This window comes from Polyangiaceae bacterium (genome assembly GCA_016715885.1).
Taxonomy (GTDB): domain Bacteria; phylum Myxococcota_A; class Polyangia; order Polyangiales; family Polyangiaceae; genus Polyangium.
In genome coordinates this window covers 360,423-385,546 of sequence record JADJXL010000015.1, presented here as the reverse complement: position 1 = coordinate 385,546, position 25,124 = coordinate 360,423, and the positions used below count along the sequence as shown (strand labels likewise).

Sequence of the window (25,124 nt, the reverse complement as noted above, 5' to 3'; positions counted from 1 at the left end):
AGTCTTCCCCCCTCAACCTTCCGGCAACCGACGTGCCCGAAGCCGCCCCGCTCCAGGTCCCGTGAGTCCTTCGTAACTGCGGGTGATGAGCTGCGCTTCAATCTGATTGACCGTATCGAGCGCAACGCCGACGACGATCATCAGTGACGTGCCACCAAACGTGATCGGCACGCGCAACAGATCCCCAACCACCGAAGGCAACACACACACCGTCGTCACATAGAGCGCACCACCAAACGTGATGCGATTCATGACCCCCTGAATGTAGTCCGCCGTCTGCTTACCCGGACGAATCCCAGGAATGTTGGCCTGCTGCTTCTTCAGGTTTTCAGCAACATCAACCGGCTGAAACGTGACGCTCGTGTAGAAGTAACAGAAGAAGACAATCAGCAGCGCGTAGCCCGTGTTGAACACCCAACCACCACGATTGATGATGTTCTGAAGCGTATCGGCTCCAGGGATGTTCATGTTCGCCATCGTCTGCGGAAACATCAGCAGTGACGAAGCGAAGATCGGAGGAATCGTGCCCGCTGTGTTCACCTTGAGAGGCAAGTGCGCGTTCTGTGCCCCGTAGACTCGACGCCCCACCTGCCTGCGCGAATACACGATCGGGATTTGACGGCGACCGTTCTCGAAGAACGCGATCACCGCAATCGCCAGCACGATGAAGGCAAGCAGCGCGGCAATCGTCAGCGGCTGAACGTTGCCTGCGTTCTGCGCAAAGTAGCTTCCGATGAAGCCAGGTATGCCCGTCACGATGCTCGCGAAAATCAGGAGCGAAATCCCGTTCGATACGCCGCGCTCCGTGATCTGCTCGCCGATCCACATGAGGAACGCGGTTCCCGTGGTCAGCGTGATCATCGTGAGGAGCGTAAACCCGATGCCGGGATGCGTAACGACACCCGCTCCCTGGTCACTCGACGAAATCGATTCGAGCCATTGCGAAATGGCATAGGACTGGAACAGGGACAAACCGATCGTACCGTACCGCGTGTACTGATCGATCTTGCGCCGCCCCTGTTCCCCTTCCTTACGAAGCTCGTCGATGGGCTTGTACACCATGCCCATGAGCTGCATGATGATCGACGCCGAGATGTAAGGCATGATGCCCAAGGCGAAGATCGAAAGCTGCTCGAGCGCACCACCCGAAAACATGTTGAAGAAGCCGAGCAAACTACCCGACTGCTTCGCCATGAATCGTCCCATTTCCCGGCGATCCACGCCGGGAACCGTGACGAACACACCAATACGGTAGACGGCCAGCATCACGAGGGTGAAGATCACCCTGCGCCGGAGCTCCGGCACCTTGTGAAAGTTCGCTATTCCCGCGAGTGTGGCCATGGTGTGATACTGCGTTGGTAGGAGGAGCTACTTAGCCTTGAGCCGGAGCACTACCGGATGCAAGCACATTTGCTTGGCCACCGGCTTGCGCGATCTTGGCAAGCGCGCTCTTTGAGAACCGATGTGCCGAGATGACGAGCTTCTTGGTAAGGTCGCCATCGCCCAGCACCTTGATCAAGTCGTATCGGCCTTGGACGAGCCGCTTCGATTCGAGCGCTGCCATGTCCACGACGGCGCCATTCTCGAAGACCGCATCCAAGTCGCCCACGTTGACCGTCGCAACGATCGCCGCGAACGGATTGCGGAATCCGCGCTTCGGGAGACGACGCTGAATCGGCGTCTGGCCGCCCTGGAAGTGCTTCTTGCCGATGTTGCCAGTCGAGCGAGCCTTCTGGCCCTTTTGACCACGACCAGCCGTCTTGCCAAGACCGGAACCCACGCCGCGACCGACGCGAGTTGCTTTCTTGTTGGCGCCTTCCGGTGCCTGGAGCTTCGAGAGAATATCCATCGCTACTACGCTTTCCCAACCGGCTACGCCTGGGAGCTCTTCCCGTCGACTTCTTCGACCGACACGAGGTGAAGCACCTTCTTGATCATGCCGCGGAACGAAGGAGTGTTCGCGACGATGACTTCACTGCCGCTCTTCCGAAGACCAAGACCTCGCAAAACGCGACGCTGATGTTCGGTCTGACCCGTCACGCTGCCGCTTTGTCGCACTCGAAGATGACTCTTCATTGCGATCCTCCATCACCACCCTCGCGCGGAGCGCGCGCAGGAGGCGCTTGGCTAGCGCGGCGACGGCTCGGTGCAGTCGTCGTGCCACCACCCTTGCGCTGCCAACCGACATCGTCGGTCTGCATCGACCGCTTGCCCGCGACGTGTTCGACGCTGCGCAGGTTCTTGAGCGCCGCCACCGTCGCATGCACGACGTTGTGCGGATTGCTCGTTCCAAGCGACTTCGTCAAGACGTCGTGGATGCCCGCAGACTCGACCACCGCGCGCACGGCGCCACCTGCAATAACGCCCGTTCCAGGGCTGGCAGGCTTCAAGAGCACTTTGCCCGCGCCCACGTGCCCGAATGCGTCGTGCGGAATCGTCACGCCGTCGAGCGGGATGCGGAAAATGTTCTTCCGGGCCTGGTCATTCCCTTTCCGAATGGCCTCGGGGACCTCGTTGGCCTTGCCCAGACCCACGCCCACATGCCCAGATTCGTCGCCCACGACCACAAGCGCCGAAAAGCTGAACCTTCGTCCACCTTTTACGACCTTGGCGACGCGGTTGATATGAATCACCCGCTCCTTGAGTTTCTCGTCGTCGATTTGATCGAACGCCATACCGTGCCTTCTTCGTCCGTGAAGCCTGCGCGATCGCCAGCGATCCCAGGGCCTAGAACTCGAGCCCCGCCTCTCGGGCGGCCTGTGCCAGAGCGCTCACGCGCCCGTGATAGAGATAGCCGTTCCGATCGAACACGACACGGTCGATCTTCTTCGACTTGCAAATCTTTGCGATGAGCGCTCCCACCTTCTTGGCCGCGTCGACTTTCTTGTCGTCGTCGAGCGTTCCGCGAAGATCTTTCGACAACGTCGAGGCGTGCGCGAGCGTCTGCCCCGTCGTGTCGTCGATGACCTGCGCGTAGATGTGCTTGGCGCTTCGGAAAACGGTCAAACGCGGGCGAGCGGACGATCCGTTCACCTTCTTGCGAATGCGGAGCTTGCGGCGCTCCCTTCCGACGATTCTCATGCCCATGGTCGTGTCGCTTCCGTACCTGTGAGGGCGACCTTCGGCCGCCCCGCTCGGTTACTTCTTGCCGCCCTTGCCGCCAGCCTTGCCCGCCTTCTCGCGGACCCGCTCACCACGGTACCGAACACCCTTGCCACCGTAAGGCTCGGGGGGCCGGAATCCGCGGATCGTCGCAGCCGTCTGCCCAATGAGCGCCTTGTCAGCGCCCTGCAAAACGAGCACGGTGCCTTTGGAATCCGCAGGGATGGTCGCCGTGAGTCCTTTCGGGACCGGGAACACCACCGGATGCGAATATCCAAGCGCAAACGTGAGCGTCGTGCCTTTCAAGTCCACGCGATACCCGGTGCCCTTCAGCTCGAGTATCCGCTCGTAACCGTCCGCCGCACCCTTCACCATGGAAGCGAGCAGCGCACGCACGAGGCCTTGGAGGCGTGAACCATCACGTCCGGGTGCGGTCGAAGAGACAAGGAGCTTCGAGCCGTCAACCTTCACATCCACCGTTGCCGGCAGATCCTGCGAAAGCTGGCCCTTGGCGCCCTTGATCTCCACGTTGCGACCCTTGACGGTCACCGTGACGCCTTTCGGAACGTCAACCGGACGCTTGCCAACCCGCGAAGTCTTAGAAACTTCGCTCGATTGCGTCGTAGCGGCCTGCATCACCACACCTCGCAGAGAAGCTCGCCACCGAGCTTGTGCTTACGGGCATCGCGGTCGCTCATCAAGCCGTGAGACGTGCTCAAGATGCTGATCCCGAGGCCCGAAAGGACGCGCGGAATCCGGTCGTGCTTGACGTACACGCGACGACCCGGCCGGCTGATGCGGCGAACTCCGTCAATGGCACTCGAACGATCACGCCCATACTTGAGAACGATCGTCAGCTTGCCGGCGTTGCCTTCACTCGGCCTCACGTCCGCGATGTAGCCCTCGGACTTGAGGATGTCGGCAACGGCCTTCTTCAACTTGCTTGCAGGGACCTCGGTTCGATCATGCCGCGCAAGCGCAGCATTTCGAATTCGGGTCAGCATGTCGGCGATCGGATCGGTCATCATGGCATCACCAACTCGCCTTGATCACGCCCGGTAGCTCGCCCCGAAGAGCGAACATACGGAGACACACGCGACACAGCTCGAAGTCGCGGTAATAACCGCGCGAACGGCCGCAAACCTTGCAACGATTACGATGCCGCACGGCAAACTTGGGCGGCCGGTTCAGCTTGGCAAATTCTTTTGCGCGAGCCATCGAATATTCCTCAATGCCTGAACGGGATCCCAAGCTCCGTGAGAAGGGCGCGTCCCTCCTCGTCGGTGCGTGCGGTGGTCACGAACGAAATGTTCATACCCTTGACGACATCGACCTTGTCGTAGTCGACCTCAGGGAAAATGATCTGCTCACGCAGACCCATCGTGAAGTTGCCTCGGCCGTCGAACCCCTTGGGGCTCACGCCCTTGAAGTCACGCACACGAGGCAGCGAGAAGCTGATCAACCGATCGATGAACTCCCACATCCGATCTCGGCGGAGCGTCACCGTCACCCCGATCGGCAGGTTCTCACGCAGCTTGAACGTCGCGATCGATTTCCGAGCTCGCGTGACCACGGGCTTTTGGCCCGCAATCGACCGCAAGTCTTCGACAGCCGAGTCGATGATCTTCGGATTTCCAACGGCGGCACCAAGGCCCATGTTGATCACCACCTTCTGCAGGCGGGGAACCATCATGGGGTTCTTGTAGCCAAACTTCTTGGAAAGCGCCGCCACCACCGTGTCGCGATACTTCTTGCGCACGCGGGGCACGTAGTTCGGATCAACCGGCGCAGCAGCAACTTCAGCAGCAGCGGCCTTCGGAGCTTCCCCCTTGCCCTTGCCACCTTTGCCGCCATCCTTGGCGCCCTTGCCAGCCGCCGCAGCAGCCGGTTTGTTCGCCGCCGGTTTGGCGTCCTTGCTGGGCTTTTTGCCCTTGTCCTTGTCGTCCTTCTTGTCCGCCATGGCTCAGCCTGCCGTAATCACGGCGCCGCTCTTCGCAGTGCGCTGCTTCTTTCCATCGACGACCATCACCTTCACGCGCGAAGGTTTGCCCGTCGTGGGGTCCACCAACATGACCTTGGAGGCATGAAGCGGCGCCTCCTTCTCGATCTTGCCGCCTTGCTGATTTCGAGGCGTCGGGCGCTGATGACGCGTCACCTTGTTCAAGCCCTCGACGACCACTTTGTCGTCTTCGGCAAGAATCTTCGACACGCGACCCTGCTTGCCCTTCTCCCTGCCGCTGATGACCTGCACCAGGTCACCCACCTTCAGCCGGTTCATCAGAGCACCTCCGGAGCAAGCGAGATGATCTTCATGAACTTCTTCGCACGGAGCTCGCGAGCCACCGGTCCGAAGATACGCGTTCCGATCGGCTCCTTGTCCTTGTTGATCAAGACGGCACTGTTCCCATCGAACTTGATGTAACTGCCATCCGATCGCTGATACTCGCGCGCCGTACGCACGACGACCGCTCGCGCCGTGTCGCCCTTCTTCACTTTCGTGCCGGGCAACGCTTCCTTGATCGACACGACAATCACGTCGCCAAGGCCCGCGTACTTGCGGCGCGAACCCCCAAGCACCTTGATGCACTTGACGATACGCGCGCCCGAATTGTCGGCGATTTCGAGATGCGTAGTGACCTGGATCATGGCTACTCCTCCACCGAACGTGAAATCAGCCGCGTCACGATCCAGCGCTTCTCGCGGGAAATCGGGCGATGCTCCTGGATTTCCACGCGATCGCCGACCTTGTATTCGTTCTTCTCGTCGTGCGCCTTGTAGCGCTCACGAGCGCGAACGTACTTCTTGTACACAGGATCGGGCGCATTGCGAACGACCTCGACGACGACGGTCTTGTCGCACTTGTTGCTCCTGACCTTGCCAACCAGCTTGCGGCGGAACCCGTGCTGCTCTTGCGACGTCTGGGCCGGCGTAGCCTGCCCGCTCGGCGCGTCGTTCGTTGTCATGATTGAGCCTTTCCTTCCGCAACCGCGGCGCCCGCACGTTGCGCGAGGATCGTCTTCACGCGCGCCAAGTCACGGCGCGCCTTGCGCACCGACGACGTGTCGTTCAAGCGGTTCGTGAAGTTCTTGAACCTTGCATCGAACACGTCGCGGGCAAGCGTCTTCTCGAGCTCCTGCAAGTGTTCGGTCGTGCGTTCGCGCAAATCCTTCGCTTTCATCTCGAATCCCTCACACGATCCCGCGTGCGATGAACTTGCACTCGATCGGGAGCTTGTGCGCGGCCAGACGGAACGCTTCGCGCGCCATCTCTTCCGGAACGCCCGCAAGCTCGTACATCACTCGTCCAGGCCGCACTGCCGCTGCCCATTCCTCCGGCGCACCTTTTCCGCCACCCATACGAACTTCGAGCGGCTTCTTGGTCACCGGACGATCCGGGAACACTCGGATCCAGAGCTTCCCCGCGCGCTTGCAGTGACGCTGAATCGCCATACGCGCCGCCTCGATTTGTCGAGCCGTCAGGCGCGCAGGGCTGAGCGCCTGCAGGCCGAAGTCACCGAAGGACACGTCGCTTCCCGTGGTCGCAACCCCACGAACGCGGCCCTTCTGCATCTTGCGGAATTTGGTTCTCTTGGGAGAGAGCATGACTTTCGTCCTACTGAATCCGGCGCGACTTGCGCTGGAGAACTTCGCCCTTGAACATCCACACCTTCACGCCGATGATCCCGACCTTCGTCCTCGCCTCGGCAAGGCCGAACTCGATATCGGCACGCAGCGTGTGCAGCGGAACCCGGCCCTCACGATACGTCTCCACGCGGCTCATCTCGCTTCCGCCGAGACGGCCCGCGCAACGTACGCGAATGCCCTTCGCGCCAAACTTCATCGCCGTGGAAACGGCCTTCTTCATGGCGCGTCGAAACGCAATGCGGCGCTCGAGCTGCGTCGCGATGTTCTCGGCCACGAGCTGCGCATTCGTTTCCGCCTTGCGCACCTCCTGAACGTCGATGAACACCTCGTTCTCCGTGAACGATGCGACACCCTTGAACACCGACTCGCCCTTGGCCGCCGTACCGACGTTGCCAGTCTTCAGCGTTTCGATGCCCTTGCCACCCTTGCCAATCACCATGCCCGGCCGCGCCGTGTACACGATGACCTTGGCACGATTGGCAGCGCGCTCGATCTCTACGCCCGCGATGTTCGCGTTGTAAAGATACTGCTTGATCGCTCGCTTGATCCGGATGTCTTCGTGAAGCCAGCGCTGGTACGCCTTGCCGTCTTCGTACCACTTGCTGCTCCACGTCTTGATGACGCCAACGCGGAAGCCATACGGGTGGGTCTTTTGTCCCATGGAAACCGTGTCCCCTTACTTGCGCTCGCTGAGCTCGATCACGATGTGAGAAATGCCCTTCTGAATCCGCGTCGCACGCCCCTGTGCGCGCGGGCGCCAGCGGCGGTTGAACTTGTTCGGGCCTTTGTCGACCGTCGCCTTGCTGATGAAAAGCGCATCGACATCGGCGCCACTCTGACGGGCGTTCGCCACCGCGCTTTCGATGATCTTCGAAATCACCGGCGCAGCCGACTTCTCCGTGAATTGGAGGAGCTGGAGTGCCTCTGCGGCGTCACGACCGCGGACCAGGTCCGCAATCACGCGCGCCTTCCGCGGCGAAATCCGCGAAAATTTCGCACTGGCCTTGCTTTGCATTCGAGAAACCCTCGCAGACAGTGGGCCCGAGTTTCATCCCGGGATGCCCAGTCGTTGGCCAGCCCGAAAGATGTGAACCCCACATCTCTTACGGGCCCTGCCGTCGTACACCTCGCGCCCTCAGCCCGTCGTCTTTCGACGAGAACCCCCCTCGCGTCACCGGGGGGAGTCCCGCGGAGGCCGAGGAGGCGAACTGAAACCGAAGCGCCGTTACGGCTTCGGAGGGACGAACGCTTGCGGCGGTCGCCCCCAGGAAAACGGAGCGCGGTGTCTACCAAGCCGGCACGACGAACGCAAGCGAATTTTCAAAAATAATTTCGCCCCGCCGATCGTGGCCCTTCTAGCTGAACGCATTCGCCGCCCTTGCTGAACGCACGTCCCTCTTGCAAAAAACAAAATCACACGCTGCGGCTCGTGCAGTCACAACTATGCTTTTCGTCTTCCTTGGTCTCGCGCCTCGAACACGACCGCGAGGTCACGGTTTGTCCTAGGAGGCTCCTTCATGAACACTCGTGCTTCTCTCGCCATCGGTCTTCCCTCGTTCCTGTTGCTCCTCGGTGGCTGCATCATCGTCGACAGCACCAACAATCCCTCAGGCTCGGGAGGCACCGGCGGTGGTGATACCAGTAGCAGCTCGAGCGGCACGGCCGGCGCAGGCGTTGGCGGTACTGCCGGTATGGGCGGTCAAGGTGGCAGCGGCGTTGGAGGTGCCGGAGGCGGCTCGAACTGCGTCGGGCCCAATGATGGCGTCCTCGATGCCCTCGCCTGCGATGCGCTCAATACGCAACAAACAGGCTCCGTCTGCGGCCCCAACAAGGACCTTCCGCCGCTTGCCAACGGCACGTGCACGCACGGCTTCAAGATCTTCCAACCAGGCGCTTTCGACGAGCTCGCCACGTGTTTGAAAAAGATCGAAGGCGACATGACCAATGCGTGCGACGACGCGCAGGTCGAAACGTGCGTCGCCGACATGTACAAGGCCGCTTGTCCATCGCAGGACGCAGCGGCCGCGTGCGACGCGATCGCCTCGAAACTCTGTGTCAACGGCGAAACCTTCGATACGCAAGGCTGCCTGCTCGACACCAACCCCCTCAACACGACCGCCCTGCAGCAGCTCGCAGATTGCATCACACAGAGCGCGCAGCCCGACTGCAACGACGCGTATAAGGACTGTTTCGCGCAGACCCTTTCCTTCTGATGCTCTGAGCCCTCGGCTCGTCCTCGCTCCTTACTCCAGCATCACCACATCGAGCGTTCGTCCTCGTTGAGCCACGCGCAGAAATCTGCGACGATGCACTTTGCTTCTTTGACCCGCTCCAGTAGCGGTTCGCGTCCAGTGACTCGCCGCGCCGGATCTACGCGTAGAACGCTCGTCGTGCGTTTGGCCGGTCGGTACCCGTAAAGTTTGTCCGCGGAGGTTTTCTGATGGATCGCACGCTTCTCCTTTCCGGATCCCTCGTTGTGCTCGTTGGTGCGCTCGGTGTGGTGAGCGGCTGTGAAGATACGACCACCGGCACCACCACCGGCACGGGAGGCTCGGCCGGCACGGGTGGCGAGGCAGGCACCGGTGGAACGGCTGGTGCGGGTGGCACCGGCGGCATCGCCGGCGCTGGTGGCACGGGCGGCGGCGGCATGGGCGGTACCGGCGGCATCGCCGGCGCTGGCGGCACGGGCGGCGGCGGCATGGGCGGTACCGGCGGCATCGCCGGCGCTGGCGGCACGGGCGGCGGCATGGGAGGCGCCGGCGGCACAGGTGGCGCCATGGGCGGCGCGGGTGGCGTGGGTGGCACAGGTGGCGGAGGGATGGGCGGTGCTGGTGGCGGCATGAGCGCCATGGCGTGCAAGGTCTGCGACCCGAAAGGCGGCTGCCTCGAAACATGCATCCCGGACAAACCCGACGACATGGACTGCGACGGTTGGACGCCAGCCGAAGGTGACTGCTGCGACAACTGCTTCAAATGCGGCACGCCAGGAAGCGTCAACCCCGGCGCATTCGAATACCTCGGCAACGTCATCGACGACGACTGCGACCCAGCGACGCTCGACAACATGCCTCCAACGGATTGCACCGATCCACCGCTGGCCACTCCCACGAGCACCATCGAGCTCGTCAAGGCCATCGATCTCTGTAAGTTCACCTCGGAAAACCCACCGCTGCCGCAAAAGAAGTGGGGCGTCATCTCGAGCTCCTTGCTGCTCGCCGACGGCACCAACGCGATGGTTCCGAAAGATCTGCAAGTCGGCGTGCTCGCGGAATACGGCCCCTACGTCAAACCCATCAAAGGCACCACGATCGCCGCTTTGTCCACGGGCACCGCGCGTGACGAGACCGATCCGGGTCACGTCTACCCCCAAAATGGCCCGAACTCCGCCGTGCAAAAAGGCAACTACGACGCAGGCACGGCCGTTCCCATCCCGGCCGATTACCTCGCAGCCAACGGCGGCAAACTCCCGTCACCGGCCGCGTGTCCCGAGTGTTCCGGGCCAAACTGCACGACCGCGTTCGATTCCGTCAACTTCAAGATGCGCATCCGCGTTCCCACGAACGCCAGATCGTTCTCGTATCGCCTGAAGAGCTACTCGGCCGAATACCCCGAGTACACGTGCCAGCAGTTCAACGACTTCTTCATCGCACGGCTGCTGACCGGTTGGGTGCCCGATCCCAACGGCGATCCCATGGATCCCAAGAACCAACCGCTCCCTGCGGATCGCAACATCGCCTTCGACACCTTCAAGAATCCCATCAGCGTCAACAACGCTTTCTACGACGTGTGCTTCCCCTATCTCGGCGCACCTCCCACCGCGTGTTCGTCCGGTACACTCGAGCTCGTGGGCACCGGCATGGGCGGTTGGAACGGCGATCTCAAAGATGGCGGCGGCACGGTGTGGCTGACCAACGAAGCCAACGTCGTTCCTGGTGAAACGATCGAAATCGAGTTCATCATCTTCGACGCTGGCGATCACAACGTCGACTCGATCGTGCTGCTCGACTACTTCCGATGGGGCCTGCAACCTACCGAGGCAGGCGTTCACAAGTGAGGCGCGAAGCGCGGTGATGCTCGTCATCGCCGCGCTTCGATCACTTACCACTTGCACCGCGCGGGCAATTCGTCCGCCTTCGTAATTATTTCTTGTGAGGCATTTTCGATGGTGACACTGACGAAACTCTCGAGCATGCGCGTCGCACGCTCGATCCTGGTGGTTTCGGCCCTCGCGGTCAGCGCGTCGTTTGCAGCATGCGCCCAGCAAACGCAGCCCAATCCCACGGGAGCCTCATCATCGAGCTCGAGTGGCTCTGCCGGCGCCGGCGGCACTGCAGGTGCCGGCGGCATGGCAGGCGCCGGCGGCATGGCGGGCGAAGCGGGAATGGGCGGCGGGGGCGGTCCTACGGGCTGCAAGAAGGACGCCGATTGCGCGATGGACCCCGCAGGCACCGTGTGCGACGTCCAAACCGGGCTCTGCGTCGAGTGTTTGCCCCTGGTCCCACCGACAGACGACTGCACCCAAGGCACCTACTGCAACACGATCTCGCACGTCTGCGAAGTTGGCTGCACGAGCACCTATGACTGCGTCGCTGGCCAGACATGCGACGAGCTCACCAACAAGTGCGTGGGCTGCTTGGCCGACACCGATTGCAACGCAGGTTCGATCTGCCTGTCGAACACCTGCATTCCTGGTTGCTCGGGCCTGCAGCCTTGCCAAGCGGGCTTCAGTTGCTGCAGCGGAAGCTGCTACGACTTCGCCACCGACGAAAACAACTGCGGCTTCTGCCAGAACGCATGTTCGTTTCCGCCCAACGGCAGTCCCCTTTGTGTCAACGGCATCTGCGCGCTCGGCACGTGCAAGTCCGGGTTTTCCGACTGCAACAACGATCCACAGGACGGCTGCGAATGGAACGTTTTGCAAGACGGACCATGCGCGTGCGTGCCTGGGCAGAAGCAGCCTTGTTATCAAGGTGCTCCGGGCACGCAGGGCATCGGCGCGTGCAAGGCGGGAACGCAGACGTGCAAAGCCGACGGCACCGGGTGGGGCGCGTGCGTCGGTCAGGTCTTGCCGCAATACGAAAAGTGCAACAACAGCATCGATGAAGACTGCAACGGCGTCGTCGACGACAACACCGACAACGACGGCGACGGGTGGAGCTCGTGCGGCGGAGACTGCTGCGATGGCTTCGGGCCTGGTTGTACGAGCCCGAAAGAAATCAACCCCGGTGCGTTCGAAGTGACGAACGACGGCGTCGACAACGACTGCAATCCCGCAACGCTCGACAACTCGCCCGATCTTTGCAGCGGGGCAACGAAGTTCACCGGCGTCACTGGCATCGACATGGCCAAAGCGATGGAGCTCTGTCAGTTCACGACCGAGAATCCGCCGCTTTCCGAAAAACGCTGGGGCGTCATTTCCGCCGAGCAACTGCTCTCCAACGGCGACAAACCCACCACCGCGCAGCTCGCCAGCATCCAGGACAAACAGACCGCCATCATGTCGGGTTTCGGCATCAACGTCGTGCCGCTCAAAGGCGCAACGCTCGCGGGCATGTCCACCGGCGTGATGCGCGATCAAGACGACGTTGGTTATGCCGGCACGAGCACGAACATCGGAACGTCGTCGTTCGCGCCGACGTCGTATTTGCTCGCCAACGGCAACAAGCTGCCCAACTCGCAGGGCTGTGCCGGCACGTGCCAAGCAAACAGCACGACCATCAAAGATCCTGTCAACCTTCGCCTCAAGATCCGCACGCCCACCAACGCGAAGTCGTTCACGTACGCGTTCAGGTTTTACTCGTCCGAATACTGGGACTTCCAATGCGCGCAGTTCAACGACTTCTTCATCGGTCTCTACTCGAGCACCTGGGTGCCCGATCCAAACGACCCGATGCAGAAGCCATTGCCCGGCGACAAGAACGTCGCGGTCGACGAGCAAGGCAACCCCATCAGCGTCAACAACGGCTTCTTCGACGTGTGCGCACCCAAGGGCTGCAACACGTGCCCCGCTGGCGTCACGGACCTAGCTGGGACCGGCTTGCAGATCGGCAATCAAGGCGGCGCCACCAAGTGGCTCTTCAACGACGTGCCGACCGTACCCGGTGAAATCATCCAGCTCGAGCTGATTCTCTTCGACGTCGAGGATGGCACGATCAACTCCCTCGTCCTGCTCGACAACTGGGTCTGGAACGTCGACGCGCTCCAAGGCCTGCACGAATAAGCCTCACGTTACGGCAAGGCTCCCGCACGAATCGTTTGTGTGCAAATGATGTTGCGGGCGGCCACGCACGTGCAGCATCCAACACCCATCTTCGTGCACTTTTGCCATTGCGCTCGGGCGAAAGGCTGGGCATCTTCCTTGTCACGTGGTGACGACGGAACCTGGCCCAGGACCTCTGCTACTGGATCCATCGAAGCGTGGCGACACGGATGACCCTCGTCCACGACGTCCCACGCCGCAGATTGCGGCGCTCGTCGCACATGCTCTGCTGATCGTTTCGGTGCTGTCGTCGGGCGCAGGATGCACCCGAGGAGCCATGCCGCGGCACGTCGACTCCATCGCATCCAACGCGCTCGTGACGAGTGGCATTCCATCGTCCCCACTCGCGCTCGTAAAGCCGTCCTCCACGTCGAGGGCCGCCAAAGCTCGCATCATTACCGTCGATACGCGGAGCGACGTGGCCGCGTGGCGATCTCCCATGGCTCACGTCGATAGCGAAATTCTCGCGAGCACATCACGTTGCCCCGTCGAGATGGCGCTCGTCGATGGCCGCGTATGCGTCGATCGCTGGGAAGGATCGATCGTCGAGCGTATCTCGAATGGCAATGAACGACCGTGGTCGCCTTATCATCCGGTGGACGGAATGGAATCGCGCGTGCGAGCGGTATCGCGGCCCGGCGTGATTCCGCAAGGGTACGTCAGCGGCGAGCAGGCGGCCCGAGCGTGCGCTGCGTCGGGCAAACGATTGTGCTCTGCCGATGAATGGGAAAGCGCGTGTCGAGGTTCGCGTCGCACGCAGTTTCCTTATGGCGACGAACGCAAAGCGCGCGTGTGCAGCGATGACGCTCGAAGCCGACATCCGGTCGTCGAAGTCGGCATGCTCCTCGGCATTGGTGAAGACCGCTTGTGGTACGACGGGATGAACCAGCCGCTCATCAACCAGCTCCCCGATTCACTGCTCGAAACAGGTGCGCGTGCCGAATGCACCAACGACTATGGTGTTTTCGACATGGTGGGTAACCTGCACGAGTGGATCGATGACCCGAGCGGAACGTTTCGCGGCGGTTACTACATGGATACGTGGCGTAACGGGGATGGCTGTTCCTACGCTACGACCGCGCATGGTTTTACCTACCATGACTACTCGACAGGCTTTCGCTGCTGCGCCGATCCGGATCGTGTCGAGTGAAATGCCATTGTTTCGGGGGCGTATGATTCGCATGACTCGCAGCCCGTTTTTCTTGCTTCTCGTGTTTGCTCTCGGTGCTGGCTGCAAAAAGAAAAAAGAGGAGCAGCCACCCATTCCGCCACCTCCGCCGCGTGGCGCAGCGTCGCTCGATCAACTCACCACGGGACTTGGTCTTGCCAAAGGTCTCGATGGCAAGCTCGCGCCGCCGTCCATGCAAATCGAACACGTTTATGTGCTCGATGAAAACCGCGCCATCTTGGCGGGTGGAGTATCTGGTGGCGAAGCCATTGCGCTCTTCACGGTCGATGCGGGCAAGACATGGCGCTCGTTTCGGACGGAACGGGAAACGTGGGCATCGTGGGCATTCAGTCACGAAGAAGGCACGTTTGGGCTTGCGCTGGGACCGAAAGAAACGCTCGCCGAAAGTCAGCCAGCGGCGGGCAAAACGCCTCCGACTTTGCCGCCGTTTCAATTTTTCTTTGCGACGTTCGACGCGCTTTCTTTTGGCACTGCGACGAATGTCGAGCAGCCGCCGCTGCCGAAAAAAATCGATCCAAAGCAGCCGCTCGTGCATCCGCGCCTTGCATTGCTGGGTAAGGAAAGTGCGTCGCTCATCGTCGAGCCGTCGCCGAGGAAGTTCGTCGCGCGATATGTGGCGCCGCCTGGCGTCGATGCTCCGGCCGAAGTGGAGCTTCCGAAACTGGAGACGTTTGTCCCGACGCCCGTGGGACGACCGGCGAGGTTATTGTCGGTCAAAGGTCGCGAGGTGCTCACGCGCCCGTGGCCTGTTCCGGACAAACCCATCGCAACTGCCAAGGATGCCGATTACATCAAGGACTTGAAGCCCACGCCGACGCTCGTTCGCGAGTTGACTTTGCCTCCGGCATGTCAAACGCACAAGCTCGAGCTTTACAGAATCACGCAGCCGCCGACCAAGCAGAATCCTGGGAAAAACTATCTGCTCGTGGTCAAAGCGGATGGATACTCGCTCGCGCCCATGCCGGCGGCGGCGTCGCCTGATGTGCGTATTGGATGCACCGACGACAAGCTCATCGTCGAAGCGCCGGATGGTGACAACATCAACTTGCTTTTATGCACGCTCGAAGGCGTGTGTACGACGCCGACGCGGCCCGTTTTCAAACCGTGGCTCGAAAAGCATCAGCGCGACATCGTGGCGCGACCGACGGCGACGGGAGCTGCGGCGGTGATGAGTGCGCAGGCGGGAGAGAAGTGGGGAGTTTACTACGCGCAATCGACCGATGGCGGCAAGCTTTACGAGCGAGCACGCGTCATTGGTGAAGGCACGGGTGAACGAAATCGAGTTCGTTTCAGTGCGCTCGTGACGATGGGAAAGCGAACGCTGCTCTTGTTATCGGCGGATGTCACAGGGACGTCGCGGCGAGGATTTTACACCATCGTATCCGACGACGATGGCGCGACGTGGAACCCGCCGTAACGTTCGCTCTGGCCAAGACAAACTCGCGAAGTTGCCGAGCAACGCCGATTGACCTCCGTATGATCACGCTTGTGCAGTGCGTCCCGAAGAACCACATGCGTCGCGCGACGTCGAAGTGGTTCGTGCGGACGAACGTTCTGCGCGAGGTACATCCTTCCAAACTGCTGCGGTCATAGCATTTGCGCGAACGGATGCGTCGTTGCATTTGGGTCTGCGTTTGCCGTCGCGATTCCGTATTCGAGCGGCTCGACGAAGGTTTGTCCGGTGCGCTTCGGGTTTGGCGAACACGCACGAGTTTGGCTTGATGAACCTGTGCTACATACCCCGGCTCGGATTGATGACCAGGCTTCGGTTTGTCCTTCCGGGGGTATGGGGGGCAGAGCAGTTGGCTTGTGTTTTTCTTCGTGAACCGGAAAAACACAGGGAGGGCCGCCTGCCTCCCATCGCAAATAAAACTTCGCGAAGCGAGTGCCCAATTCCAGGCCCGGTTTCATTCATGCCCTTCGAAACGCAACGAGCGGCCCGTTTGTGGGGACCGCTCGTGACGTTTTTCCGGGCGAATCGGAATTACTTCGCCGCGGGGGCTTGTGCAGCGGGGGCCTTGGCGGCACGCTTGCGCGGAGCTGCTTTCTTTGCAGCCGGCGCGGCAGCTTGTGCAGCCGACGGGCCGCTTGCGGTCTTGCGCGCATTGACGCTGGCTTGCTCGGCCGTCTTCGCGTCGCCGGCATAACGGGCGAAACGACGATCGCCGCCCTGGAAAATGCGCTTCGCGAGCTTCAATTCCTTGAGCGCCGCGGCGGCACGCGTTTGGGGAATACCAGCTTGGCGGGCAACGTCGCTGGCGCTGACGCCATTGCCAGACTTGACGATGCGCTCGACCGTATTGAGGACATCTTGACGCTCGGCCGAGAGGGCTGCGGTCTTCTTCGGACGGCCCGGCTTACGCTTTGCCGGGGCTGCACCACGCTTTGCCGGTGCTTGGGGAGCCGCAGGCGCCGCCGCCTGAGCAGGCGCCGCTGCGCGCGCCGGGGGACGACCGCGACGCTTGGTCGCAGCCGCTGCAGCAACGAGCGGAGCTGCCGCTCCCGCTGCGCCAGTCACAGAGCCAAGGCGATCTTTGACCAGTGCGATAATGGCCGCGTCGGGCATCTTTCGCACGAGTTCCACAATCTGCTGCTCGAATGCATCGTTTGCCATGTATATCTCCCTCGCCGAATCCCGCTCGGCGGATGGTTTCGAATATGCTGTTGGTTGTGGACAGGTCAAGCGAATAAATTGCCCGGTCCTTCTTTTTGATCTTTTTTTGGTCGGCCCGAGCGACGCACACGGGTTTACTACGGAGAGCTACCCGGAAGCGCCTGACGTTATCCTGAGCGACTGCCTGCTCCAATCGCTGCCGAAAACCGTTTCAGTCGTTCATTGTCCCGACCACCAGACCGCTCCGCGCCGTAATCGATCCCGCCCGAGGTTTTCAATTGCGTCCGGTACACCGAGCCCGACGCGCCGCCGCCCCTCGCGATAACCCTCCACGACAGCCGACATGGGTTGGCAAGGCGAACGCCTTTGCGAACGCCTTTAACGACAAAGGCTCGAGGGCCCAGCCAACCAGGGCCAGGACGGCGTCATTCTATATAAGGAGAGAAGGCGCTCCGAACGCGCCCGTGCCGCGGGCAAACCCCGACTTCGAATCACTCCGCGTCGATCCGATAAATCTTCCCGAGCCCCCCACCCTGATTGTTGTCGATCACCAAGTAGAGCTCTCCGGACGTGTCTTCACCAAACGACGTGATTCCACCCGACAGCGTGAGCGCATCGAGGTCTTGCGTGACCTCTGCTTCTTTGGTTATCGCGCCGTTCGTAAAGGCGAGCGTACGCACGCGCCTCGAACAATAGTCGGCATAGATGTATGTACCCACCAAGCCCGCAATCTTCGTCCCGCGGTAGACGTATCCACCCGTCACCGAGCAGTCCATCACGACGTCGTCATGCGCGTACTCGGTCACCGGCAACGTCAACCCCGTTTGATCACAATTCGTATCCGGGTCGAAGCAATGCTTGCCCTCCATCGTGTTCCATCCATAGTTCACGAGGCCCTTTCCTTTGGGCTCGACGTTGATTTCTTCCCAAAGGTACTGACCAACGTCGGCGATGTAGAGCTCACCCGTGCAGCGGTCGAAACTAAACCGCCACGGATTGCGCAATCCCCAGTCCCAAATGTCCGGGTCACCCGCCGTCAGATTGCCCGCAGGTGGCGTCGGATATTTGTCGACGTCGATACGCAGAATTTTCCCGAGTTTCGAGTCGGTATTTTGCCCGTTTTCATCAGGGTCGCCCGCACCGCCCCCATCCCCCGTTCCCGCATAGAGATAACCGTCAGGCCCGAACGCGAGCATCCCGCCGTTGTGGTTGGTCCTCATATGCGGGATCGTCAGGAAATCCTTGAGACATGCGCCAAGCGCCTTGTCCGGCGAGGCCATGTCGCGCGCACATTCCGACACCACGAGCGCCCCGTCGGGTTTGCGCGTGAAGTAGATGAAAAATCGGCCATTTTTATCGTAGTCGGGGTGAAACGCAAGACCCAAAAGCCCCCGTTCGTTCGCTCCAGATTCGATGATCGCCGATAGATCGAGAAACGGTTCGCCGAGCATCGCGCCGTCTTTCACGATCATGATCCGTCCCGTTTTCAGGACGACAAACAATCGACTCGTATCGCCCGGCGCTCCCGTCACGTAGACGGGTCGGTCCACATCCGCGACGACTTCGGTCAACTTCAAATTCGGCAATTCTCCCGTTGTGCCCGCAGTACATTGCGGCGGCGCGCCACCGGATCCACCCATTCCGCCAGACCCGCCCGAATTGCTCGAAGAGGTATTCGGCCCCTCGCCACAACCCATCGTCGCGAACGTCGTTCCCAGGCAAGTGACCAAGAAATAGAAGCCCAAGCGAAATCGGTTCAAGTTCGAAGCATTCATACAGCGAAGTTACACGTGTCGCCATGCGACGTCGACGGGGCTCGCGAGCCGTGCACGTCTGAAACATTGCCTCTCGGAGGATGATGACTACGCTTGCTCCCGGACTCGGTCATTCCGAGGGAGGAGACGAAGGCACATGAATTCTTGGGATCATCGGGAACGAGCGTGGGGAGCGGCAAGTATCTCGCGAGCCGGATCCCGCACATCGTTTCTCAAACGTGTCTACAGCCTGTTCACGGCAAGCATCGTTTTTTCGGCCATCGGCGCCCTCGTCGCTCTCAACGCAGGCCTTTCGTCTTCAGCAGCGGTCCTGCGTGTCGGCGCCAAAACCGTCGTCGTTCCACCGCTCGTCGCCTTTTTTGGCCAGCACTACATCATCGGCATGCTCGTCATGTTGGGCGTCGTTTTCGGCGCTTCCATGGTGCGCCACGTCAAGGGCCTGAACGTGCTCGCCTTATTCGGCATGGCCACGGTCATCGGCGTCGTCATCGCTCCGACGCTCTTCTATGCAACGCTCGCATCCAGCATCGGAAACACCCTGTCCGCATCGCCCGTGCGCGACGCGTTCATCCTGTCCACCGTCGGATTCGCGGGCCTGACCGGTTATGCCCTCACGACCCGCAAAGACTTTTCGTTTCTCGGCGGCGGCCTCACGATGGGCCTCTTCGTCATCATCGGCGCATCTCTGCTCAATCTCTTCTTCGCCAGCTCCGTTTTCAGCCTGGCCATCTCGAGCGTTGCGGTCCTGCTTTTCGGCGCATTCGTGCTGTACGACACGTCGCGTTTGCTCCATAGCGACGAAGAAGATGCCGTGGGTGGCGCCATCAGCCTATACCTGAATTTCCTGAACATCTTCCTCGCCCTGCTCCGCATCCTTTCCTCGCGAAGGGATTAGCCTCACCCCCTAGCCCCCTCTCCACTGTGTGGAGAGGGGGAAATGGCCTCACCCCCCAGCCCCCTCTCCTTATGAAGGAGAGGGGGAGAAGAATGGCGATGTTCAATCGACCCCTTGCCAGTTTCGCGTGCCTGTTTGCCCTGAGCGTATTCGGCTGCGACAAACCCAGTGGTGAAAAAGCCAAAGAAGCTGCTTCTGCGCAGCCGAAACCCACGCCCGAGCCAGCGGGTTCTTCGGGAAAAACCGCGGCATCGGCCGCTCCAAGCGCGTCTGCGGCGGCGGAGAATGCACCGGACAACGTGCTCGTCGGAACGTGGGAAGGAAGCTACGACGCGAAAAAAGGCGCTGTGGAGATGCCTCCGCGCGTGCAAGACAAGGTGCGCAGAAAAGACGACGGGAAGCAGGCGATTGGGCCCGGCAAGGTCTCGATCACCATAAACAAAGACCTCGAGGTCGAAGGCACGACGGATGGTGCGCTCGGCAAGGCGCAGCTACGAGGCAAAGTCGAAGGAGACGACTTGCGCGTGCAGTTTTTCCCGGCCGATCCCCTGGACAAACAGGCGATGTTCGGCATCGTTTCCGGCGCGCGCAAAGACGATCGAATCGAAGCGCGCATTCGCGTCACGAGCGGCGACGTCACGGTCGTGCGCGAAGCAGATATCGTGCTTCGGAAGAAGCAATGAATCCGGGCCTGAGCCTCGTCCCGCTCTCAGATTGCCGTCCACACTTTCGCTTCGATGAACACGCGTAACAAGTCCGCGTCGACGTGTCCGTCTTTCACTTCGTAACCCAAAATGTCGAGCGCGCGGTCGATGGGCACCGCTTTCTTGTACGGCCTGTCGCTCGCCGTCAGCGCATCGAAGATGTCGCTGATGCTCATCATCTTGGATTGCAGAGGTATCTCTTCGGCACGCAGGCGGTTGGGATAACCCGTGCCGTTCAAGCGCTCGTGATGCGCGCTCGCGATGAGCGCCACGCGGCGGAATTGTTTGCCCCACGGAATCTGCGACAAGAATTGAAACGTGTGCACCACGTGCCCGCGGATTTCATCGATTTCACTCGGCGTGAGCGACCCGCGCGCGACCGACAAACACGCGACTTCCTCGGGACGCAGAAGCGGCGATACGCAACCATCCGAATCCGTGAACGTTTCGCGCGCGATGGCTTCGATTCGCGCGAAATCGCCGCCCGAAAGCACCGTGGGTTCGTTCGCGGAACATATCGCGTGATACGCCCCATCGAGCTCCTTTTTGCGCCGCCCGAGCTCCTCGTCGAGGCGTGCAATTTCTTCCGCTCGCGCACCCCGTTGAACCAGTCGCAACTTGCGTTCGAGGATTTCTACTTCGTATGAGCGCCAAGCAATTTCGATACGATGCCGTATCAATTCGAGCTCGTACGGGTATAACTTCTTTGCTTTGACGAGCACTTGTTCGCGCACGCCAATCTTTCCAAAATCGTGCAAAAGCGACGCATATTCGAGCTCGCGCAAGTCGTCTTTCGTCCACGTCACGCCGCGGTACGGCCCATCGGCTCGCTCCAGCGCTTTGGCCAGGCCCACGGTCAAATGCGATACACGTCGTGAATGCCCGCTCGTCGTCGGGTCCCGCTGCTCGATTGCTTCGACGCTGGCCTTGACAAACCCTTCCAGCATGTGCTGAATTTCCGTGTAGAGAACGGCGTTTTCGAGCGCGATGCCGGCTTGAGAAGCGAGCGTTTCGAGCAGCTCTTCGCTGCGCGTGTCGAACGTAATGACTTGTTCTTCGACGTCTTCCGCGCTCAGCAATTTCCGATCGTGCGAGCGCTTCTTGTTGATGAGTTGAATCACGCCGATCACTTCGCCTTTGCGGCTGCACAGCGGCATGCACAACATCGATTTGGTGCGATATCCAATCTTCGCGTCGAACGAACGATCGAATCCGTACGGTGAACCCGGCGGCAAGTCATAGACGTCGGCGATGTTGAGCAGGCGCTTGTGGAGCGCGACGTAGCCCGACATCGATCGCGGACTCACGGGCAACGCAAACTCGCGCGAGTCGAACGGAACGGAATCGTTTTGCGACAGCTTGAAGTGCAGCGTGCGGCGCAAAGGATCCGGATCGTCCCCTTCGACGACATAAAGACTGCCCGCATCCGCGCCCGTGATGAATCGACTCTTCGACAAGATGAGGCTGAGGAGTTTGTCGATCTCTCGTTCGGTCGTGATTGCTTTGGCGATCTCGATGAGCTCGCCGAGCTCGTAACGATAACGGTTCAGCCATTTGCCGCGTGCTTCGGCGCGTGACCTCGCATCGAGCAGCTCGCACGCGTTGTGGATGGCCACGTAGAGCGTATCGCACGAAGGTTCGTCGCAGATGATGGCGCCGAGCCCTTTGTTCAATGCGCTGGCGATGTCATTGCCCGAAGGAGTACCCACGAGCACGAGCGTTGCTTCACCATCGGCGAGTTTGCCCGCGAACGGGCGAAGGATGTCGCGACACGCGTCCCATACGATGCCGGGGGCCACGATTGCAAAAAGGCGTTCGCTGCGCACCGTGACGAGCAGCGGATGCGGCCGCACGATGATTTTGCTCGAAAGACGTTCGTCCGAACGAAGACGTTCTTCGATGTGGTTCATCGTGACGATCGCCGAAAAGCTCATGATGCTTCTTCCTTTTCATCACCACCGGCGGATTGTTCACCCGGGTTTGTCTCGGCCGCTGCCGATAACGTCGCGCCCGTGCGTCGTTCCTTTTCCTCTTTGCGTTTCTGCGCGACCTCGGCGTCGCGCTTTTCGTATGCGACGATGATGCGTTGCACGAGCGGATGGCGCACGACGTCGACTTCGGTGAAGTGACACATTGCGATGCCATCGATACCCGCGAGCAAGTCACGCGCCTCGGCCAAACCACTACGCGCGCCGTGTGGCAAATCGACTTGCGTCACGTCACCCGTGACGACTGCGCGCGATGAATAACCGAGACGCGTGAGGAACATACGCATCTGATCACTCGTGGCGTTTTGCGCTTCATCGAGGATGACGAAACAATCGTTGAGCGTTCGGCCGCGCATGAATGCGAGAGGTGCCACTTCGATTTGGCCGCGCGAAACCAGCCCGCTCACTCGATCGGCATCCATCATGTCGTGCAGCGCATCATAGAGCGGGCGCAAGTACGGATTGACCTTTTCCGCCAGGTCTCCCGGCAAAAACCCGAGCCGTTCACCTGCTTCGACGGCGGGCCTTGCCAAGATGATGCGTTTTACCCGGCGTTCGATCAGGGCAAACACGGCCATCGCCATGGCCAAGTAGGTTTTTCCCGTACCTGCGGGGCCGATGCCGAACGTGAGGTCGTGCGTGCGAATGGCTTGAATGTATCTTCGTTGCGCAATCGTTTTTGCCGTGATCGGTTTGCGTCTCGTCGAAACGAGCACGACGTCTTCGAAGAGCTCGCGAAGAGAAACGGCGGGGTCTTCTTTGAGCGCTTGCACGGCGCGCACGAAGTCCTGCGCCTCGAGCGCTACGCCGCCCGTCGAAAGTTCGGCGGCCTCTGCGAGAAACCTTTCGGCAAGGGCCACGGCATCCGCTGCTCCCACGAGACGAATGACGTTGCCGCGAAGGCTCGAATCGATCCCCAGCGTGCGAGCGACGAGTTTGAGGTGTTCGCTGTTCGGACCGACGAGCGCGACGAGTGTAGCGTTGTCGAGGACTTCGACGTCGGCAGTGATTCGAATGGGCGTGCTTGTCATGGGTTGATTGGTTGCTCGAGCCCCGAGCGAGCGTTTCGATGTCGAGTGCACGTGTCGGGGCAGCATTTTGCACGAGCCTCGTGAATGCAAGCCAAAGGCCGCGCGCATGGCTTGACCATGCTCGTCCCCCGTGCGAGCGTCGATGTGGCTCGCGTCTTCATTGATCCGAATGGTGCACAACAATCCTGCGAAGCGGAAGGATGTTAACGGTGTTCGTCGTGGCACCACGGCTCGAAGCATCGTTGCGACGGTATGTTTTGCGGCCCTGAGCCTCGTGCCGCTCGTGACGAGGGCGCAAGCAGAGCCGCCGCCAAAACAGCAAGCGCCCGCGGCGCCGGTTCGTCTGGTCCTACCGCCGCTACCGCCCGCGGGAAAAACGCCGCCCGCCGTTACCGCTCCGCCGCCTTTGCCGAAGCCGTTTCCGCTCGAAGTGGATTTGCCGTCGCGGCAGGCGTCCAAAATGGACCTAGCGGGTTATCGTGGAGGCGTTTTTCTTCGCGATTCATCGGATGAAATTCGTTTTCATCTTCGCGGAAACGTGCACGTCGATTTTCATTCGTTTTTTGGCAGCGGAAAGGACGAGCTCGCCGCGGATGCTGGAGGCGTTCTGTTGTCGCCGCGTTTGGCCTTGCGTCGTGCGCGTATCGAAGTCGCGGCCGATTTGTCTCGGCGTTGGTTTGGATCCATCGGTTTGGACTTTGGTACGCAGCAGCCGCTCACCAATCCGATGGGAGGACAGCCTTCGCCGGCCAATCAAACGCCGGCGGCGACATCGGATCGTTTTGCTGGTTTTCAAGCTCCGGGGGCCTTTGCAGCGCTGGCGAACGCGTACATCGACTACACCTTTTTGCGGCAGCTTCACGTGATGATTGGGCAGCATCAGGCGCCGTTTTCATTGGAAAACCGAACGGCGCAGCTTGGCACCACGTGGCTCGAGCGAAACATGGCCATCCGATCGTTCGTCGTGCCGAACGCCAAAGAAATGGGCTTGATGCTCTGGGGCGACATCAACGACGTCCACACGGTAGGTTACGAGTTTGGAGTTTTTCTTGGCGATGGTCCCAATCGTCCTCAAGTGGACGCATATCCGGATTTCATCGGTCGCATTTTTGCTCGACCATGGGCTCGAAGCGGCAAAACCTCGACACTCGACAAAGTACAGATTGGGTTGAGTTTCCATCGTGGATCTCGCGATCCAAAATATGTCGCGTACGATTACCCCGGCATCACGACGGCCTTTGGCTGGACGTTGTGGAGCCCGCGATATCTGGATTCGATGGATCGGCTGGTCCGCGTGCTCCCAGCGGGTGGGCAAACGCGTATTGGTGGAGAGCTGCGTATACCCGTGAAGCTTTTCGATGTGCGAGCCGAAGCGTATTGGGTGAGCAACGGGACGCGCGAGGCCGTGGATGGGTTTCAGTTACAAAATACCGAGCGGTTCGGGAGCGTCGAGGGCGTGGGGTATTACCTGCAAGTTTCCGCTTGGCCATGGGGCGATGCGTTTGTCACGCCGGACCCAGGTTTTTCTCGGCCACCGCGGCTGGATTTGACGAAAACGCCCAACCTGGGTCGGCGCGGCGTCGAGCTATCGGCAATCTTCGGGGGTGTCGAAGCTGGTTATGATGGCGCGGCTCGTGACGGATCGTATGACGTCAAAACACCAGGTGCCCCGGGCGGCCCTCCAAAGACCATTTCGATCCACGAAATTGGCGTGGGTGCGACGTACTGGCATTCACAGTTCGTTCGAGCGAGTGTGAACTACCTTGCGTATCACACGGTTGGCAGTGACGTGGGGGACAACTTGGCGATGGTTCCGAGCAATCTCGTTGCGGATCCGGCAAGTCCCGCGCGGGCATCGACGTGGCACCACGAGCTGGGGATGCGTTTGGGCCTTTCGTTTTGAAAGCGGGCCCGTCCTCGAAA

Annotated in this window: 28 protein-coding genes; 8 read left to right on the top strand and 20 right to left on the bottom strand. The window is 60.7% G+C overall.

What is annotated here, in order from left to right:
- Window positions 1–12: 12 nt before the first annotated feature.
- The 16 genes from secY to rplV form a co-directional block, all read right to left on the bottom strand.
- Entirely contained in the window at window positions 13–1,341 is a 1,329-nt protein-coding gene (gene secY / locus IPM54_15230) for a preprotein translocase subunit SecY (protein MBK9261147.1), read from the bottom strand.
- Window positions 1,342–1,372: 31 nt separating this feature from the next.
- Window positions 1,373–1,849, bottom strand: coding sequence for a 50S ribosomal protein L15 (rplO, locus tag IPM54_15225; GenBank protein ID MBK9261146.1), 477 nt, complete (start codon window positions 1,847–1,849; stop codon window positions 1,373–1,375).
- A 23-nt stretch (window positions 1,850–1,872) separates the two neighbouring features.
- A complete protein-coding gene (gene rpmD / locus IPM54_15220; GenBank protein MBK9261145.1) occupies window positions 1,873–2,076 on the bottom strand; it encodes a 50S ribosomal protein L30 in 204 nt (67 codons plus the stop codon).
- Entirely contained in the window at window positions 2,073–2,675 is a 603-nt protein-coding gene (gene rpsE / locus IPM54_15215; GenBank protein MBK9261144.1) for a 30S ribosomal protein S5, read from the bottom strand. Before rpsE ends, rpmD begins: the two co-directional genes overlap by 4 nt.
- 52 nt (window positions 2,676–2,727) lie before the next feature.
- Window positions 2,728–3,087, bottom strand: coding sequence for a 50S ribosomal protein L18 (locus tag IPM54_15210; GenBank protein ID MBK9261143.1), 360 nt, complete (start codon window positions 3,085–3,087; stop codon window positions 2,728–2,730).
- Window positions 3,088–3,138: 51 nt separating this feature from the next.
- A complete protein-coding gene (gene rplF / locus IPM54_15205; GenBank protein MBK9261142.1) occupies window positions 3,139–3,738 on the bottom strand; it encodes a 50S ribosomal protein L6 in 600 nt (199 codons plus the stop codon).
- Complete coding sequence (gene rpsH / locus IPM54_15200) at window positions 3,738–4,130, bottom strand: 30S ribosomal protein S8 (GenBank protein MBK9261141.1); 393 nt, start codon at window positions 4,128–4,130, stop codon at window positions 3,738–3,740. Before rpsH ends, rplF begins: the two co-directional genes overlap by 1 nt.
- Before the next feature lie 4 nt (window positions 4,131–4,134).
- Window positions 4,135–4,320: a type Z 30S ribosomal protein S14 gene (locus tag IPM54_15195; protein MBK9261140.1), complete on the bottom strand. Its 186-nt coding sequence runs from the start codon at window positions 4,318–4,320 to the stop codon at window positions 4,135–4,137.
- 10 nt (window positions 4,321–4,330) lie between these two features.
- Window positions 4,331–4,870, bottom strand: a complete 540-nt coding sequence (gene rplE, locus IPM54_15190; protein MBK9261139.1) for a 50S ribosomal protein L5 — start codon at window positions 4,868–4,870, stop codon at window positions 4,331–4,333.
- 195 nt (window positions 4,871–5,065) lie between these two features.
- Window positions 5,066–5,380 (bottom strand): 50S ribosomal protein L24, encoded by a 315-nt coding sequence (gene rplX, locus IPM54_15185; protein ID MBK9261138.1) that lies wholly within the window; start codon window positions 5,378–5,380, stop codon window positions 5,066–5,068.
- Entirely contained in the window at window positions 5,380–5,748 is a 369-nt protein-coding gene (rplN, locus tag IPM54_15180; GenBank protein ID MBK9261137.1) for a 50S ribosomal protein L14, read from the bottom strand. The genes rplX and rplN overlap by 1 nt, the downstream gene beginning before the upstream one ends.
- Window positions 5,749–5,750: 2 nt before the next feature.
- Window positions 5,751–6,065, bottom strand: coding sequence for a 30S ribosomal protein S17 (rpsQ, locus tag IPM54_15175; GenBank protein ID MBK9261136.1), 315 nt, complete (start codon window positions 6,063–6,065; stop codon window positions 5,751–5,753).
- Window positions 6,062–6,280, bottom strand: a complete 219-nt coding sequence (gene rpmC, locus IPM54_15170) for a 50S ribosomal protein L29 (protein MBK9261135.1) — start codon at window positions 6,278–6,280, stop codon at window positions 6,062–6,064. Before rpmC ends, rpsQ begins: the two co-directional genes overlap by 4 nt.
- Window positions 6,281–6,290: 10 nt before the next feature.
- Window positions 6,291–6,704, bottom strand: a complete 414-nt coding sequence (gene rplP, locus IPM54_15165; protein ID MBK9261134.1) for a 50S ribosomal protein L16 — start codon at window positions 6,702–6,704, stop codon at window positions 6,291–6,293.
- A gap of 10 nt (window positions 6,705–6,714) precedes the next feature.
- Entirely contained in the window at window positions 6,715–7,407 is a 693-nt protein-coding gene (gene rpsC / locus IPM54_15160; GenBank protein ID MBK9261133.1) for a 30S ribosomal protein S3, read from the bottom strand.
- Window positions 7,408–7,422: 15 nt separating this feature from the next.
- Window positions 7,423–7,761: a 50S ribosomal protein L22 gene (gene rplV, locus IPM54_15155; GenBank protein MBK9261132.1), complete on the bottom strand. Its 339-nt coding sequence runs from the start codon at window positions 7,759–7,761 to the stop codon at window positions 7,423–7,425.
- A 502-nt stretch (window positions 7,762–8,263) separates the two neighbouring features.
- Here rplV and IPM54_15150 point away from each other — a divergent pair.
- The 5 genes from IPM54_15150 (at window position 8,264) to IPM54_15130 (ending at window position 15,611) form a co-directional block, all read left to right on the top strand.
- The gene (locus IPM54_15150) at window positions 8,264–8,959 is read left to right on the top strand and encodes a hypothetical protein (GenBank protein ID MBK9261131.1); all 696 of its coding nucleotides are present in this window, start codon (window positions 8,264–8,266) and stop codon (window positions 8,957–8,959) included.
- 227 nt (window positions 8,960–9,186) lie between these two features.
- Complete coding sequence (locus IPM54_15145) at window positions 9,187–10,800, top strand: choice-of-anchor L domain-containing protein (protein ID MBK9261130.1); 1,614 nt, start codon at window positions 9,187–9,189, stop codon at window positions 10,798–10,800.
- A gap of 108 nt (window positions 10,801–10,908) precedes the next feature.
- Window positions 10,909–12,966 carry a choice-of-anchor L domain-containing protein gene (locus IPM54_15140; protein MBK9261129.1) on the top strand — a complete coding sequence of 686 codons (2,058 nt, stop codon included), beginning with the start codon at window positions 10,909–10,911 and terminating at the stop codon, window positions 12,964–12,966.
- Between the two features lie 316 nt (window positions 12,967–13,282).
- Entirely contained in the window at window positions 13,283–14,155 is an 873-nt protein-coding gene (locus tag IPM54_15135; GenBank protein MBK9261128.1) for an SUMF1/EgtB/PvdO family nonheme iron enzyme, read from the top strand.
- A 31-nt stretch (window positions 14,156–14,186) separates the two neighbouring features.
- Entirely contained in the window at window positions 14,187–15,611 is a 1,425-nt protein-coding gene (locus IPM54_15130; GenBank protein ID MBK9261127.1) for an exo-alpha-sialidase, read from the top strand.
- A 567-nt stretch (window positions 15,612–16,178) separates the two neighbouring features.
- Here the strand turns inward: IPM54_15130 and IPM54_15125 are convergent.
- Window positions 16,179–16,808: a hypothetical protein gene (locus tag IPM54_15125; GenBank protein MBK9261126.1), complete on the bottom strand. Its 630-nt coding sequence runs from the start codon at window positions 16,806–16,808 to the stop codon at window positions 16,179–16,181.
- Window positions 16,809–17,299: 491 nt separating this feature from the next.
- Entirely contained in the window at window positions 17,300–18,448 is a 1,149-nt protein-coding gene (locus IPM54_15120; GenBank protein MBK9261125.1) for a PQQ-dependent sugar dehydrogenase, read from the bottom strand.
- Window positions 18,449–18,719: 271 nt separating this feature from the next.
- Between IPM54_15120 and IPM54_15115 the strand changes: the two genes are divergently transcribed.
- Together IPM54_15115 and IPM54_15110 are read left to right on the top strand one after the other, a co-directional pair.
- Window positions 18,720–19,478, top strand: coding sequence for a Bax inhibitor-1/YccA family protein (locus IPM54_15115; protein MBK9261124.1), 759 nt, complete (start codon window positions 18,720–18,722; stop codon window positions 19,476–19,478).
- Window positions 19,479–19,576: 98 nt separating this feature from the next.
- Complete coding sequence (locus tag IPM54_15110; GenBank protein ID MBK9261123.1) at window positions 19,577–20,161, top strand: hypothetical protein; 585 nt, start codon at window positions 19,577–19,579, stop codon at window positions 20,159–20,161.
- 26 nt (window positions 20,162–20,187) lie between these two features.
- Here IPM54_15110 and IPM54_15105 read toward each other — a convergent pair whose 3' ends face one another.
- Complete coding sequence (locus IPM54_15105) at window positions 20,188–22,116, bottom strand: GAF domain-containing protein (GenBank protein ID MBK9261122.1); 1,929 nt, start codon at window positions 22,114–22,116, stop codon at window positions 20,188–20,190.
- The gene (locus IPM54_15100) at window positions 22,113–23,201 is read right to left on the bottom strand and encodes a PhoH family protein (protein MBK9261121.1); all 1,089 of its coding nucleotides are present in this window, start codon (window positions 23,199–23,201) and stop codon (window positions 22,113–22,115) included. Before IPM54_15100 ends, IPM54_15105 begins: the two co-directional genes overlap by 4 nt.
- A 142-nt stretch (window positions 23,202–23,343) precedes the next feature.
- Here IPM54_15100 and IPM54_15095 point away from each other — a divergent pair, with 142 nt between their 5' ends.
- Window positions 23,344–25,104: a hypothetical protein gene (locus IPM54_15095; GenBank protein MBK9261120.1), complete on the top strand. Its 1,761-nt coding sequence runs from the start codon at window positions 23,344–23,346 to the stop codon at window positions 25,102–25,104.
- Window positions 25,105–25,124 lie beyond the last annotated feature (20 nt).

Excerpts from the sequence above, each read along its gene's own strand:
- rplP (MBK9261134.1), bottom strand. The coding sequence starts at position 6,704 with ATGCTCTCTCCCAAGAGAACCAAATTCCGCAAGATGCAGAAGGGCCGC.
- IPM54_15110 (MBK9261123.1), top strand. The coding sequence starts at position 19,577 with ATGTTCAATCGACCCCTTGCCAGTTTCGCGTGCCTGTTTGCCCTGAGC.
- IPM54_15150 (MBK9261131.1), top strand. The coding sequence starts at position 8,264 with ATGAACACTCGTGCTTCTCTCGCCATCGGTCTTCCCTCGTTCCTGTTG.
- rpmD (MBK9261145.1), bottom strand. The coding sequence starts at position 2,076 with ATGAAGAGTCATCTTCGAGTGCGACAAAGCGGCAGCGTGACGGGTCAG.
- IPM54_15105 (MBK9261122.1), bottom strand. The coding sequence starts at position 22,116 with ATGAGCTTTTCGGCGATCGTCACGATGAACCACATCGAAGAACGTCTT.
- IPM54_15135 (MBK9261128.1), top strand. The coding sequence starts at position 13,283 with ATGCCGCGGCACGTCGACTCCATCGCATCCAACGCGCTCGTGACGAGT.
- rplF (MBK9261142.1), bottom strand. The coding sequence starts at position 3,738 with ATGCAGGCCGCTACGACGCAATCGAGCGAAGTTTCTAAGACTTCGCGG.
- IPM54_15140 (MBK9261129.1), top strand. The coding sequence starts at position 10,909 with ATGGTGACACTGACGAAACTCTCGAGCATGCGCGTCGCACGCTCGATC.
- rplX (MBK9261138.1), bottom strand. The coding sequence starts at position 5,380 with ATGAACCGGCTGAAGGTGGGTGACCTGGTGCAGGTCATCAGCGGCAGG.
- IPM54_15095 (MBK9261120.1), top strand. The coding sequence starts at position 23,344 with ATGTGGCTCGCGTCTTCATTGATCCGAATGGTGCACAACAATCCTGCG.
- IPM54_15130 (MBK9261127.1), top strand. The coding sequence starts at position 14,187 with ATGACTCGCAGCCCGTTTTTCTTGCTTCTCGTGTTTGCTCTCGGTGCT.
- rpmC (MBK9261135.1), bottom strand. The coding sequence starts at position 6,280 with ATGAAAGCGAAGGATTTGCGCGAACGCACGACCGAACACTTGCAGGAG.
- rpsC (MBK9261133.1), bottom strand. The coding sequence starts at position 7,407 with ATGGGACAAAAGACCCACCCGTATGGCTTCCGCGTTGGCGTCATCAAG.
- rpsH (MBK9261141.1), bottom strand. The coding sequence starts at position 4,130 with ATGATGACCGATCCGATCGCCGACATGCTGACCCGAATTCGAAATGCT.
- IPM54_15125 (MBK9261126.1), bottom strand. The coding sequence starts at position 16,808 with ATGGCAAACGATGCATTCGAGCAGCAGATTGTGGAACTCGTGCGAAAG.
- IPM54_15120 (MBK9261125.1), bottom strand. The coding sequence starts at position 18,448 with ATGGGTGGATCCGGTGGCGCGCCGCCGCAATGTACTGCGGGCACAACG.
- rpsE (MBK9261144.1), bottom strand. The coding sequence starts at position 2,675 with ATGGCGTTCGATCAAATCGACGACGAGAAACTCAAGGAGCGGGTGATT.
- IPM54_15115 (MBK9261124.1), top strand. The coding sequence starts at position 18,720 with ATGAATTCTTGGGATCATCGGGAACGAGCGTGGGGAGCGGCAAGTATC.
- rplN (MBK9261137.1), bottom strand. The coding sequence starts at position 5,748 with ATGATCCAGGTCACTACGCATCTCGAAATCGCCGACAATTCGGGCGCG.
- rpsQ (MBK9261136.1), bottom strand. The coding sequence starts at position 6,065 with ATGACAACGAACGACGCGCCGAGCGGGCAGGCTACGCCGGCCCAGACG.
- secY (MBK9261147.1), bottom strand. The coding sequence starts at position 1,341 with ATGGCCACACTCGCGGGAATAGCGAACTTTCACAAGGTGCCGGAGCTC.
- IPM54_15195 (MBK9261140.1), bottom strand. The coding sequence starts at position 4,320 with ATGGCTCGCGCAAAAGAATTTGCCAAGCTGAACCGGCCGCCCAAGTTT.
- rplO (MBK9261146.1), bottom strand. The coding sequence starts at position 1,849 with ATGGATATTCTCTCGAAGCTCCAGGCACCGGAAGGCGCCAACAAGAAA.
- IPM54_15210 (MBK9261143.1), bottom strand. The coding sequence starts at position 3,087 with ATGGGCATGAGAATCGTCGGAAGGGAGCGCCGCAAGCTCCGCATTCGC.
- IPM54_15145 (MBK9261130.1), top strand. The coding sequence starts at position 9,187 with ATGGATCGCACGCTTCTCCTTTCCGGATCCCTCGTTGTGCTCGTTGGT.
- rplV (MBK9261132.1), bottom strand. The coding sequence starts at position 7,761 with ATGCAAAGCAAGGCCAGTGCGAAATTTTCGCGGATTTCGCCGCGGAAG.
- IPM54_15100 (MBK9261121.1), bottom strand. The coding sequence starts at position 23,201 with ATGACAAGCACGCCCATTCGAATCACTGCCGACGTCGAAGTCCTCGAC.